Here is an 11965-nt window from a genome sequence, read left to right as displayed (position 1 = left end):
ATCACCTGTGAGCCGGTGATGGCATCCCGATATTCTTACGGTTTATGGGCTTGCTCTCCGCCCCCAGTCGCACCACTTAAAGGCAGGTGTCGCCAGCTTTTTTTGACTGCTACTGATTACAGTTTCCTGGGCGTATCAGTCAAATCTAGTTTTAGTCATGGTTACAGGGTTTTTGATATTTTTGCATCTGTAGTCTGAGTTAAGGAAAACCTGCCGTTGTCCCACCTGGCAGATAAGCTTTATTACCCGGTGGTGCGGGGCAACTTGAAATTGCTGAGAGAATGTCTGGTAGGCAAGCTTAGACTCCTACACCTTGGCTTGCCTGGTGTTGTTTACCACGATAGTTATTGTAGGTCATAGATTTGACCTAAGTCAAGTTTATGACTTACAATATAACTGTTGTTCTTTGATATGCCTGTGAAACATAGAGTTCCTGAAGTTTTGAATGATAAGTGTCGGCATTTTTTTGAAGCTAGGTGGCCTAATGAGTCACCTTTAGAGATTAATGCTTATAAATTGAGAGTTTTAACTCATTTAGGGCAAGGCACTTGTCTTAAGTTGATGAGTGATGAATTTTATGTCCCTAACGAAAGAGTTATGGATTGTCTTTGTGAGGTTTTTCAGTTGCAGCCTGGTGATTTTTTGTATCACGAACCTTCTTCGTCGCTTTCAACTGATAAATCTCTTCTTGCTAATTCTGTTTAATAGTAGGTCATAGTCTTGACATAGGTCACAAACATGACTTATAATAGATTCAGTTGATTTTCAGATACCCCTGTAACTTTGGCGCTGGGCTTGCGTTAACCCTCAAGCCCTTTCTCTCAAACTATGTACACCTACACTGCTACACAGCTAGAACACAAGACTTTTGGTGAGCTCAAAGCGATCGCCCGTGACCTCGATATTGTCCCGTCGGCTGACAGACGGTGCCGCCAAGCTTGGATTGATGCGATTGTTGGCGTTGAGCTTCCGCTCCTGGCGTTGATAACTTTCCCCGGTGTCGAAACTGATTCAGTTCAGGAGCCGATGGCACCAGCGGCCAAAACTTCCCCCGGTGTCGAAATTGATGCTACACAGCTAGAACACAAGACCTTTGGTGAGCTCAAGGCGATCGCCCGTCAACTTAATGTTGTCCTGTCGGGTGATTCTCGCAAAAAGCGGACTTGGGAATTGGCGATTGCCGCTCAAGCTCAAATTATGGATATATCGATTGATGCGGCGTGTAATCCGATTCTACGCACCTACTGTCTTGGCGGTCGCAACGGGTTTACTTCAGAAGCTATTGAACAAGCTCTCGACTTGGTTGAACGTCATTGCTATCCCAGTGTTTTTCGTCTTAAAACCACTCCGACTGAACCGATCGAGAACTCTCCCGGTGCTCAGTTAGCAGCTAAAGTTTTGCCTGGTATTGCTCGTTTTCAGAATTTCATTGAATTGGCACTGACTGAAACTTCCCCTGGCACACAAATCGATCCAGTCCAGGAGCCGATCGACTTGAATACCGGAAAGATTTTTCCGCTTCAGGAGGCGATCGACTTGAATACCGGAAAGATTTTTCCGCTTCAGGAGGCGATTGACTTGAATACCGGAAAGATTTTTCCGCTTCAGGAGGCGATTGACTTGAATACCGGAAAGATTTTTCCGCTTCAGGAGGCGATCGCACCAGCGGCTAAAACTTCCCCCGGTGTTACTTTCTCTGATAGGTTTTTGGCTCTCTACTTTCCCCCACAGCCTGAAATCCACTATCAAACTGATGCTGACGGGCAACTGACTTTGTTTGATTTTGAGGTGGTTGCAATTGATGAACCGCCAGACCCTGACGATTTTGCTTGCCTCGATGACTTCTTTGAGGCGATGGCTGCCTGGGATGCTGAGAATCTTGAGCCTGTGGAAGTTTCTCTAGATTCCATGATTTACTGGGCTCCTTGTCCTTCCGACTGGTACGAACCGCCTGATACAGGGATTTTTTCACGGTTGTTCGGTCCTAAGCCCCCCAAGTTTCCCCCGTCGGCGATTGGGCAAACTGACGATATTGCTTCTGTCAGTAGCAGTCATTCAGGGCGATCGCCTCCGGGAGGTGATGCTGTATTTTGATTTTCTCTTCCATCTAGCTTGCTATCTTGCTCCTTTGTGCGATCGCTTTTTGAAGGATAAAGGGCGATCGCTTCTTCCGTACCAACTACCAATTATTGCAATGATTAACGTTAAAATTTCTGTTCCTGTTTATAAGCGTGATGAATGGGGTCACTTTGACCGTAAATCCAATGTTGAAATTGCTGCTGATGCAGAAACTTTTTCTGAAGCGTATTTTTTCTTGAGAGCGCAGATTGATGAGTTATTGCAGCAGTCAGGTGCAGAGAATACTCTTTTGCTTAATCTTTCTGCGTTGGAGAAAGAAATTGCCAATAAAGAGCGTACTCTTCAGCATTTTAACAAAAAAATAGAAATTGCTACAAACCAATTGCAGCGACTTCAGATTTTCCTTCAGCGACTAGGTATTGACCCTGGTTCATATTCTTTGTTTATTGCTGATAAACTTATAGATTCTGGTGTTGCTGTGGAGACTGAAGTTGACCCTATCCCTTTTAATTCTTCTGCTGAGTATGATGATGACGATGACGATGATTCGAGGGAGTTTTAACCATGCAATTAACTGTTGATTTTTCAGACGATACTTGGGAGTCACCTGAGACTGAGTATCAGCCTCTTTTAGATTTTGAATCTGAGATTGCTTGCGAAGTACCGCACAACGATATTTCAATTCTTACGCAGCGTATTAAACGCTCTTTTCTTGACTACGTGCGACAAGGAATTATGCTTGACGCCGTGCGACGTTACCGTCTTTATAAACGGCAATACGCTGATTTTGCAGAATATTGCAAACTTGCTTTAGGTCGATCGCACTTCTACTGCAAGAAGATTATTCAAGCTGCTCAAGTTTGCCTGCGACTCATCAAAGCTAAATTCAAAGTCCTTCCCACATCGGTATCTCAAGCTTTGCCACTACTCAAATTTGCTAATGTTGACAAGTATGGTGATTCCCAGCTTGGCGACAAATGGCAGACCGTTATTGATGGTTTTCCTCCTGAGAACATAACAGTGGCTAAAATTCAAGAAACTTTAGATGAGAATCCAGAGGACAGAGCCAAGCAAGTTCGTATTAAGGGGAAAGCTTACAAGCTTTTGCAAGAAAAAGCTGCTGCTGCTGGAATGTCGCTATCAGAATATCTTGAGTATTTGATTGGTGGTGAATTGGTTTCTGAAGATGATTTATCTGATGAACAGGAAGACTTTTCCAGTGTGCGATCGGATGAACAGACTGTTGTTCAATATACTTCAGACCAACAAGCAATTTTGTCAGATTTGGATCTTGTTTTTAAATCGCCTGATGATGGCTGTTTAACTCACCAGCCGAAACTTCCCTTTAAAAGGGGGAGTCGCGGATTGAGTCCAAATCATCCGTCGGTCAATCGATTTGTAACTTAGGGCTTTAGGAATGAAACAAGCTGTAGTGGCTTTTTCCTGATTCATAAGCTTGGTTACTTGTTGATTGACTGCAATTTTCCCCTGCAATTCATAGCTTTAAGAGTGAATTAGGCTTCTGGCCTTTGGGTGATTCATAAGCTTTGCTATGGGGATTTGGAAAATATCACCTGTAAAAATTAATGCAAATTATCGGACTTGATATTAGCAAGGCCTCAGTTTCTGCTTGCTTGTTAACAGAGAAACCAACTGAACCTCGACAATTTTATTATGATTGCGACTTTCATAAGTTTGAAGCTACGGCTTCGGGGATTAGTGGATTGCTGGCATTGATTGGTCGTGATACAGATAACACGATCGCACTGATGGAGCCGACGGGGGTAAATTATTCTCGACTTTGGGGAACACAGCTTGCGCGGGCCGGTGTGGAAGTGCGGCTAGTCGGTCACAAGGAATTGAGGAGTTTTCGCGAGCACCATCTTGGATTGCCTGATAAAGATGATGATGCCGATGCTCTTGCCCTAGCGATTTACGGTTGGGATTTTCTTGAAGTTCCCCGCCGCTTCGTTCAAGTGCGATCGCAAACGATTGTCGAAATTCGCCGATTGGTACTTCGCCTTAGTCATTTAAATCGTGTTCAATCACCGATTATTAACCGTGCCCGTCAAGATTTAGCATGGCAGTTTCCCGAAGTTGCCCTGGTGCGATCGGTGCGACTGGGTGAAAAAGTGCCGTTACTTTGGGGGTGGTTGTGTGGTCAGCGAGATTCCGTTAAGTACGATTTGATGTTGGAGAAGTCGATCGGACTTGGAATCACTGACGAACTGCGCCGTCATGCTGCCCGCATTTGTGATATTCAGCGAGAAGAGATGGTGCTTGAATTCCAACTTTCTAAGTTAGTGAGTGAGCCGCAGTTTTTGCTGTATCGCAAAGTTTTTGCCCGGTTTGGATTTGGTCGTAGAGTCGAAGCTCTTTTATTGTCGCAAATATATCCGTTTGAAAATTACCTCACGCCCGATGGCAAACCAGATGTGAAGATTCGTAAAGGGCGAAATTCTGGCAAACCTACCAAGCGGCATTTGTCACTTCGGCGATTTTGTAAGGCTTTGGGCTATGCGCCGACACAAGAATCTAGCGGTGATTTGCATAAATCAAAAGTTAGCGGCGGTAGTGATTTGTGTCGGCGTGCGCTTTGGCAGTGGATATTTACTAGGATTGAGCCAGCACGCGCTCGGCTTCATAATGATATTGGCGATCGGCTTGGTGCAATTCTGGATGCTGAAAAGTTGAGCGGTCGTCCGGTGCGGTTAGTGCGATCACGTGTGGCGGCCAAAGCAGTCAAGTTGTTGTTTAGGGAGTTGGTTAAAGGGTTGACGATTAAAGAGTTGATGTTGACCTGCGAACAAGATGAAACTGAGGAAGAGTACGAGCAAAGGATTCGAGAAGATATAGAATCTGATCGCAAGTATCACGAGCGGCTTCATTCGTCATGGCCTTTTGAAGAGTAAGGAGCTGGTGCGCGAGCTCGTCCAATCTAAAATCTAAAATCTAAAATCTAAAATCTAATTTTAGGTTGCGGCGCTATCTCTTACACGAGATTTCAGAGGGTGTTACTCCTCCGCTGGTGCTGCTCCAGTTCGCGCCTTTGTCAAGGATATCTTTTTTCCAGCGGGATTTTTCCGATTTTCGCTAGCAAGCTTCGTCGGAGTGCAGAGTTTCTCTCCGAAAATCGGAAAAATAGCCGCCACCCGTCCGGTAGGACACCAAAGTATATTTTGGTAGCGTTTAATTTTTTGTTGCTTTAAAATCTAGAATTGTTAGAGTGAATCGGATGAAGCCTGTGAGACGATCGACCCAGCCAACTCCTGAAGTTCCTCAATGGTACGTGTTTCGCAGCGGTGAAGCCAAAGGGCCCTATACCAAATTGCAATTATGGGAGATTGAGGAAATCACAGCCCGAACCAAAGTGCGGCGCGGGGAAGCCGAGTGGCAGCGCGGCGGTGAAATTCCAGAATTAGCGTCGTACCTCACTCAAAAATAAGGCGCTATCCCGAAAAAACTCTTCTCGGCAGGGTTGAACGCTTCTCCACAGCTTTAAATATTCAGCTCAAACAGATTCATCAATCTCGTTAGCTAAACTTTCAGGCAAATCGAGTTCGATAATTGACTGCATTGCCCGCATTTTTCCTAAAAAAAAGCCCTCAACTTTGTGAGGGCTTTGCGATGCCAGGAACGAGACTTGAACTCGTGACACGTGGATTTTCAGTCCACTGCTCTACCAACTGAGCTATCCCGGCTTGTTTTTTCGCGCTTTACTATCTTAGCAGACACATACAGAATTTAGCAAGCACTTTTTCAAATTAATTTTCGATCGCCCGGAACCGCCCGCCTGTAAGCTAAAAGCTGCAACCTAAAATCCAAAAATCGCAATGGCACAGCAACATCGGGACAGCGAGGGCAAGAGTCTGCTTGTCTTGGGCATAATTTGGCTGCTGGGGGCAATTAGCGATCGCCTCTGGTTTGCCCTCGATCGATCTGTCCCGGCGTGGGATCAAGCAGACTACCTGACTAGCACCCTGAAATACTTGCAGGCGTTGCAGCATCCTCAGTGGCTTTCCGGGGAGTGGTGGACAAGCTTCTGGCTGCTTTCGACGAAAATTCCGCCCTTGGCATACATCTTAACGGTTCCGTTTCTTCAGGTTTTCGGTACTGGGGGCGATCGGGCAACCCTCGTTCATTTATTATTTAGTGCAATTCTCCTCGCCTCAGTCTACAATCTGGGCGTCCAATTATTTAACAGGCAAGTCGGTTTGTGGGCCGCTGCAATTTGCGTTTTGTTACCGGGACTTTATCGGTTCCGCTTGCAATTTTTACTCGACTATCCCCTCACTGCGGCGATTACTTTTGCTTTTTATTGTCTGACAATGTGGAAGCAGGAATCAGGAAGGCACGACACGGCTTTTGACGCGGATACACGGATGAATTATGGAGAAGAAGGAGAAATAAGGAAGAAGGAAGAAGGAAGGCACGACACGGATTTTGGCGCGGATACACGGATGAATTATGGAGAAGAAGGAGAATTTTTTTCTCTTTCTAGATCGTCTTGGTTTTGGGCGATCGCCTTTGGAATTTCTCTCGGTTTATCAATATTAGTTAAACACACTACTGTATTATTTCTGTTTACCCCAATTGTGTGGTTGGCTGTGGGTGCTGTGCGACAAAAAGCTTGGGGAAGATTAGGTCAATTAACTGGTGCTCTGTTGCTGTCGGTGGCGGTGTTTGGGCCTTGGGCGAAAACTAATTGGCTGTTAATTTTGACCGGGGGAAAACGGGCAACGGTGGATTCTGCGATCGCCGAAGGAGATCCGGGCATCAATACGATCGACGCTTGGATTTACTACGGTCAACACTTACCCGAACAGATTTCTTGGCCTCTGTTACTTATTCCCTTAGTAGGATTGATACTTTATTGGCGTCGTCGGCAAAATAGTTCGTCAATCTTGCATCTCAACTCCTGTCGCTGGCTGGCTGTTTTCTGGGGAGGAGCTTATTTAATTAATTCTCTAAATATTAACAAAGATGACCGATATGTGATACCTTATTTGCCAGTTTTATCTATTTTCTTAGCCTACTGTTTAACGCTGTGGCCTTCTCGGTGGGGACGACAAATTCGCTGGGGTACAATTGGTTTGGCAATTCTGCCGATGCTGTTCCATCTGTGGCCGCTGGGAGGTGCTTTTGGACATAGCTTAGTCCAAATTATCAGTCCCGGCAATTCTCACTATCCTTACTTGGGGAAAGAGTGGCCGCACCGAGAGGTAATTGCAGAAATAATTGATAAAGAACCTTATTTGCAATCTACTTTAGGCGTGTTGCCTTCGACACCGGAAATTAATCAGCATAATTTGAATTTTTACGGTGCTTTGGCTAATTTTCAGGTTTACGGGCGGCAGGTGGGAACGAATTTAAAAGACGTGCCGCAAGATGTGCGATCGCTCTCTTGGTTTGTCACCAAAACTGGCCCACAAGGTTCGATTCGTGAACGGATTAAAAAAGCTCAAAATGCCGCCGTAAATGCAATTGAAAAAGGTGATAAATTTGAGTTAGATAAAACTTGGATTTTGCCAGATTATACTAATTTAAATCTTTATCGCAAGCGAGTGCAGCCTGTCGAAATACAGCCGTTGAATGAAGGGCGATCGCAAGTACAATTAGATCGAGTTACTGTTGCTGCAAAAGCAGTTCCCGGAGTCGCGCTACCGGTTACTTATACTTGGTCTGGGCCTTGGCAGCAGTTGCAGTCTGGTTTAGTGTTGGTAACGTGGGAAAATCAGCAGTCTGGCGATATTCCACCGGGACAGACTTTCAGGATTTTACACGATCGCGCGATCGGCCAGGCGACTTTGCATCCGGGGATGCTGGAAGCGGATAAATTTGCTGTGGGGTTTCGAGTTGTCGATCGCACGGCGATGCTTCCTCCTGCTAATATTGCACCGGGAACTTACAATCTGCAAGCTACTTATCTAAATCGGAAAACCGGCGAAACTTATCCGATTAATGTGCCGGCAGTGAGTGTTAAGATCGAGGCAGAGCCTCTGGATATGCGTTCCAAGGCAGAGCCTGGGAACGAGGAGAAAGCGCCTGGGAACGTGGATAATACAGATAAGCCTGAGTTAGATTTGGTGACTCAATTGCGGGCGATGGCGGTTAATTTACCCAAAGGATTGCCCGGTTTAGAACCTGTGTTCGAGCAGATTGGGCGCATTAATCAGTACGATCCAATTCAAGATTATACCGTGCAAGCGGAACAAGCGTTAGAATATCGGTTGAAACAGGAACCCAATAATCTAGAATTGGCTTATGCTTTGGCATTTTCGCGAGTATTGCAGCAGAATGTCCAAAGTGCGATCGCAGCCTTAGAAAAAGTCACCCAACTCGACTCAAAAAACCCTTACGCTTACGCCTATCTCGCTTTCGTACACCTGTACGGCTGGCATCCCAAAGCCGCTCAAACAGCCTTAAAACCTGCTCTCGCTCTCAACTCCAATCTACCGGAAATTAGAATTTTAAACGGTGTAGCGCAACTAATGCAAGGTAATCTCATTCAAGCATGGCAAGATTTGCAATACTTAAAAAAACTAAAAATTTAACAATCCCTTTTATTGTGGCACGGGCGTCCCGCCTGTGCTTCTAAATCTGTAACGCCTGTGCTTCTAAATCTGTAACGCCTGTGCTTCTAAATCTGTAACGCCTGTGCTTCCGAATCACTAAAAAACAGAAAACCAATGAACCAACCAAGAATAATTTCTCTAATTCCCAGCGCCACCGAAATTGTAGCACTTTTAGGATTAACCGATGCAATTGTGGGCCGTTCCCACGAATGCGATTATCCCCCAGAAATCCAAAATTTACCTGTTTGCACTCAGCCTAAATTCAATCCCGAAGGAACTAGCAGCGAAATTCACAACCGCGTGACCGAATTGTTGCAAAATGCGCTGAGTGTGTATAAAGTAGAAATAGATACTTTGGAAAAATTGCAGCCGACTCACATTATTACTCAAGCTCAATGTGAAGTCTGCGCTTGTTCTCTAACAGATGTTGAACAAGCGGTAAGCACGCTGGTAAATAGCAAGCCGGAAATTATTTCTTTGCAGCCGAATCTGCTAGCAGAAATCTGGACGGATATTCAGCGAGTTGCTGATGCTTTGGGCGTAAATGGCAAAAGCGCGATCGATCTTTTGCAATCCCGCATCAATGCTATTATCTTAAAAACCAAAACATTAACCGTTAAACCCAAAGTAGCTTGCATCGAGTGGATTGAGCCTTTGATGGCTGCGGGTAACTGGATTCCCGAATTAGTGGCAATGGCGGGAGGCAATTCGCTATTTGGAATTGTCGGCGAACATTCCCCTTGGTTAAAATGGGAATCGCTAGTAGAAGCTAATCCCGATGTAATTATTTTCATGCCTTGCGGCTTTAATTTAAGCCGCACTCGCAGCGAAGCAATGCAGATAACTAAATACGCAGAATGGCCTGATTTGCAAGCAGTAAAAACGGGGCAAGTTTACCTAACTGACGGCAATTCTTACTTTAATCGGCCGGGGCCGAGATTGGTTGATTCGTTAGAAATTTTAGCAGAAATTCTCCATCCCGAAATCTTCGATTTTGGCCATCGGGGTAAGGGTTGGCAGCCTTTTTTTGTAAATACCCGCAGCTAGCTAAAGCTTTATATATAGCAATCCTAAATCATTTGTGAACTTCTTACTCCCTCCCCTTGATAAGGGGAGGGTTGGGGTGGGGTAAAAAATTTACGATTCCTGCAAAAATTGCTATATATTATAGCAACCGCCAAGACGGTTAGGACGTTGTTAATGGCTGAAACGATTGATTTTCTTCCTTCTTCCTGACATCCGTTACATCCGTTACATCCGTTACATCCGTTACAGAATCCGTTGCCGAACTTCCTTCTTCCTTCTGCTCTAATTCTGAATTGCCTGCCATACAAATAAGGACACAACATTGTTGTGTCCTTACTTCGTCTTCATTTAACCGAATCTGACATCAATATGATGCAAAAAACGCTAGTCCTATTTGGCATCAGGGGGCATCAACACCTTGTCAATTACGTGAATAACGCCGTTGCTAGCTTTGATATCAGCTTTCACAACATTAGCGCCGCTGACAGTAACTTTGCCTGCGTTAACTCCCACCTTCAGCGAGCTGCCTTCCACACTTTTCACATCGCCGGATTTCAGGCTAGTAGATACAACCGAACCAGGAACAACGTGGTAAGTTAAAATCTTTGTAAGTAGGGCTTTGTTTTCCGGTTTGAGCAAATTCTCTACAGTTCCTTTTGGCAAAGCAGCAAATGCCGCGTCAGTCGGAGCAAAAACAGTGAAAGGGCCTTTTCCTTGTAAAGTTGTCACCAAACCTGCAGATCCCAAAGCCTTCGTCAGTGTCTTGAATTGAGCGTCGCCAGATGCAATAGCGACAATATCCTTCGCCTGAGCCATTGGTGCCGGTGAAGCAGCGGTTTTCACATTTCCTGCAACTTGTTGAGTTTGAGTTGCATTAGCAACCTTGGTGTTGGAGGTGATGTGAGCCCAAGCCGGGAAACCAATCAACGCGCTAGCGCCGATTATTCCTGCGAAACCTGTGAGTTGTTTCATCCAGCTAGGTAAATTTTGATTTTTCATTTCGCTTGCATTTCCTTATGAGATAAAACCGTGAACATGAATTGTTATGTTAGCCAAATCTCGACAAAAGGCAAGGTTGCCAGAGGCTAAGATAGAGAGAAAATTCTCTTGCATCCCCGATCGACCAAAACTTCCTTAATATAACGCAACCTAAAAAATCTGGCATCAACCGCTAAATCTGTAACTCAAAACCTCAATCACCGAACCAGTTTGAGGTAAGTCAGCAGATTTGATCGAAATTGTGTCATTATTCAATCGGCGCACCGGCGTACCATCCATCAGCGCCAAGAATTCATCTAGCGGCACCAAATCGCACGCAGCAGCATCGGCGGCTTGGGTTTTGAAATGTGTCGGAATCACCATCTTTGGTTTGAGAAGTTGCAAAGTTTGCTTCGCTTCCGCCGGAGTGTAAGCTTTCGGCCCGCCGCCCACGGGAATCAGCACTACATCGGGCCGCCCGATCAAGATTTGTTCTTCAATGCCGATCGGGCCAGCAACTCCGCCCAAGTGTAAAATCTTAACGCCCGCTTGCTGCCACAGCCAAGCCACATTGACCCCAAATCGCCTTCCTCCCTCACGGTCTTTTTCCGTCCGAATCCCTTGAATCCGCAGTCCGTTAGACCTGTAAGCCCCCGGTTCGTACAAAAGGCCGGGATTGCCCGCAAATCCGTCGATCGCCCCTTCATCGAGCAACCGGCTGCTAATCAGAATCAAATCTGTTGGCACTTTAGGAGAGCGATAGCCTGCGGTACAGCCCAGGGGGCGAAAAGGATTCACCAGCACCCTCGCACCGCCTCCGGCGAACAAGAAGCAAGTGTGGCCCAACCACTGAATCGACAAAGAATCAGCAGTTTGAGCTTGATAGCTTTCCCATCCAGATGGTAAACCAGTGAAGAAAGCTGCTAGCAAACCCGTCTGTGCGTAACGTATTAATTGTCGCCGTTTCATCTTGTGGTTGCGGTTGTCGGGTGTTGGTCGTTTGTTGTTATACCACAAAACACAGTCAGTCGATTTTAGATTTTAGATTTTAGATTTTAGATTTACTTGCAGCATTGAATCTGGAATCTCGAACAGGAGTCTAAAATTTGGGGTTCACCACGACAGGAGTGGGGGGCTTGTATCCTTTTTGAGGCGGTTCAGGTGCGAAAATGTGTACCCTACTCTGACGGTAAGGTACTATAAGAGCGAACCCTACAAATTCATAGAAATTCAACTAAGGAATGAGAATTAAATAACTTCCACTCTTGAAAGTGGGATGGGCGTCCCGCCCGTCCAAAAAGGACGGG

At 45.5% G+C, this 11965-nt stretch carries 14 protein-coding genes and 1 tRNA gene; 9 read left to right on the top strand and 6 right to left on the bottom strand.

Going from position 1 to position 11965, the window contains the following annotated elements; translation table 11 throughout:
- The 3 genes from QUB10_RS32670 to QUB10_RS32665 all read left to right on the top strand — a co-directional run.
- The coding region (locus tag QUB10_RS32670; protein ID WP_333207270.1) for a hypothetical protein at nt 1–198 on the top strand (198 nt) is incomplete at its 5' end.
- Between the two features lie 213 nt (nt 199–411).
- Complete coding sequence (locus QUB10_RS34360; RefSeq protein WP_445300814.1) at nt 412–705, top strand: helix-turn-helix domain-containing protein; 294 nt, start codon at nt 412–414, stop codon at nt 703–705.
- Between the two features lie 123 nt (nt 706–828).
- Complete coding sequence (locus QUB10_RS32665) at nt 829–2094, top strand: hypothetical protein (protein WP_333207269.1); 1266 nt, start codon at nt 829–831, stop codon at nt 2092–2094.
- On the opposite strand, the gene QUB10_RS32660 is transcribed toward QUB10_RS32665, so the two are convergent.
- On the bottom strand, nt 2052–2186 hold the full coding sequence (locus tag QUB10_RS32660) for a hypothetical protein (RefSeq protein ID WP_333207268.1): 135 nt from the start codon (nt 2184–2186) through the stop codon (nt 2052–2054). The two genes, QUB10_RS32665 and QUB10_RS32660, sit on opposite strands and share 43 nt — an antisense overlap.
- Before the next feature lie 8 nt (nt 2187–2194).
- On the opposite strand from QUB10_RS32660, the gene QUB10_RS32655 reads away from it, so the two are divergent.
- The 4 genes from QUB10_RS32655 (at nt 2195) to QUB10_RS32640 (ending at nt 5524) form a co-directional block, all read left to right on the top strand.
- Nucleotides 2195–2641, top strand: coding sequence for a hypothetical protein (locus QUB10_RS32655; protein ID WP_333207267.1), 447 nt, complete (start codon nt 2195–2197; stop codon nt 2639–2641).
- 2 nt (nt 2642–2643) lie between these two features.
- Nucleotides 2644–3486, top strand: a complete 843-nt coding sequence (locus QUB10_RS32650; protein WP_333207266.1) for a hypothetical protein — start codon at nt 2644–2646, stop codon at nt 3484–3486.
- A gap of 179 nt (nt 3487–3665) precedes the next feature.
- Nucleotides 3666–4991, top strand: coding sequence for an IS110 family transposase (locus QUB10_RS32645; RefSeq protein WP_333207265.1), 1326 nt, complete (start codon nt 3666–3668; stop codon nt 4989–4991).
- Nucleotides 4992–5314: 323 nt separating this feature from the next.
- Nucleotides 5315–5524, top strand: coding sequence for a DUF4339 domain-containing protein (locus tag QUB10_RS32640; protein ID WP_333207264.1), 210 nt, complete (start codon nt 5315–5317; stop codon nt 5522–5524).
- Between the two features lie 66 nt (nt 5525–5590).
- On the opposite strand, the gene QUB10_RS32635 is transcribed toward QUB10_RS32640, so the two are convergent.
- Nucleotides 5591–5737, bottom strand: coding sequence for a hypothetical protein (locus QUB10_RS32635; protein WP_333207263.1), 147 nt, complete (start codon nt 5735–5737; stop codon nt 5591–5593).
- Nucleotides 5708–5780 (bottom strand) — tRNA-Phe (locus QUB10_RS32630). Before QUB10_RS32630 ends, QUB10_RS32635 begins: the two co-directional genes overlap by 30 nt.
- 132 nt (nt 5781–5912) lie before the next feature.
- On the opposite strand from QUB10_RS32630, the gene QUB10_RS32625 reads away from it, so the two are divergent.
- Together QUB10_RS32625 and QUB10_RS32620 are read left to right on the top strand one after the other, a co-directional pair.
- Complete coding sequence (locus QUB10_RS32625) at nt 5913–8633, top strand: phospholipid carrier-dependent glycosyltransferase (protein ID WP_333207262.1); 2721 nt, start codon at nt 5913–5915, stop codon at nt 8631–8633.
- A 135-nt stretch (nt 8634–8768) separates the two neighbouring features.
- Nucleotides 8769–9701, top strand: coding sequence for a cobalamin-binding protein (locus QUB10_RS32620; protein ID WP_333207261.1), 933 nt, complete (start codon nt 8769–8771; stop codon nt 9699–9701).
- A gap of 139 nt (nt 9702–9840) precedes the next feature.
- Here the strand turns inward: QUB10_RS32620 and QUB10_RS32615 are convergent, their stop codons facing one another.
- The 3 genes from QUB10_RS32615 to QUB10_RS32605 form a co-directional block, all read right to left on the bottom strand.
- Nucleotides 9841–9984 carry a hypothetical protein gene (locus QUB10_RS32615; RefSeq protein ID WP_333207260.1) on the bottom strand — a complete coding sequence of 48 codons (144 nt, stop codon included), beginning with the start codon at nt 9982–9984 and terminating at the stop codon, nt 9841–9843.
- Nucleotides 9985–10070: 86 nt separating this feature from the next.
- Nucleotides 10071–10679 (bottom strand): fasciclin domain-containing protein, encoded by a 609-nt coding sequence (locus QUB10_RS32610; protein WP_333207259.1) that lies wholly within the window; start codon nt 10677–10679, stop codon nt 10071–10073.
- Between the two features lie 165 nt (nt 10680–10844).
- A complete protein-coding gene (locus QUB10_RS32605) occupies nt 10845–11627 on the bottom strand; it encodes an MBL fold metallo-hydrolase (RefSeq protein WP_333207258.1) in 783 nt (260 codons plus the stop codon).
- Between the last annotated feature and the right edge of the window lie 338 nt (nt 11628–11965).

Source organism: Microcoleus sp. B5-D4, from assembly GCF_036705145.1.
Classification (GTDB): Bacteria; Cyanobacteriota; Cyanobacteriia; order Cyanobacteriales; family Microcoleaceae; genus Microcoleus.
Note: the sequence above shows the minus strand (reverse complement) of the source record. Positions and strands in the feature narration are given on the sequence as shown.

Bases quoted from the DNA above. Each gene is read 5' to 3' on its own strand.
- QUB10_RS32615 (WP_333207260.1), bottom strand. From the start codon at position 9,984: ATGGCAGGCAATTCAGAATTAGAGCAGAAGGAAGAAGGAAGTTCGGCA.
- QUB10_RS32620 (WP_333207261.1), top strand. From the start codon at position 8,769: ATGAACCAACCAAGAATAATTTCTCTAATTCCCAGCGCCACCGAAATT.
- QUB10_RS34360 (WP_445300814.1), top strand. From the start codon at position 412: ATGCCTGTGAAACATAGAGTTCCTGAAGTTTTGAATGATAAGTGTCGG.
- QUB10_RS32640 (WP_333207264.1), top strand. From the start codon at position 5,315: ATGAAGCCTGTGAGACGATCGACCCAGCCAACTCCTGAAGTTCCTCAA.
- QUB10_RS32625 (WP_333207262.1), top strand. From the start codon at position 5,913: ATGGCACAGCAACATCGGGACAGCGAGGGCAAGAGTCTGCTTGTCTTG.
- QUB10_RS32605 (WP_333207258.1), bottom strand. From the start codon at position 11,627: ATGAAACGGCGACAATTAATACGTTACGCACAGACGGGTTTGCTAGCA.
- QUB10_RS32650 (WP_333207266.1), top strand. From the start codon at position 2,644: ATGCAATTAACTGTTGATTTTTCAGACGATACTTGGGAGTCACCTGAG.
- QUB10_RS32665 (WP_333207269.1), top strand. From the start codon at position 829: ATGTACACCTACACTGCTACACAGCTAGAACACAAGACTTTTGGTGAG.
- QUB10_RS32610 (WP_333207259.1), bottom strand. From the start codon at position 10,679: ATGAAAAATCAAAATTTACCTAGCTGGATGAAACAACTCACAGGTTTC.
- QUB10_RS32645 (WP_333207265.1), top strand. From the start codon at position 3,666: ATGCAAATTATCGGACTTGATATTAGCAAGGCCTCAGTTTCTGCTTGC.
- QUB10_RS32655 (WP_333207267.1), top strand. From the start codon at position 2,195: ATGATTAACGTTAAAATTTCTGTTCCTGTTTATAAGCGTGATGAATGG.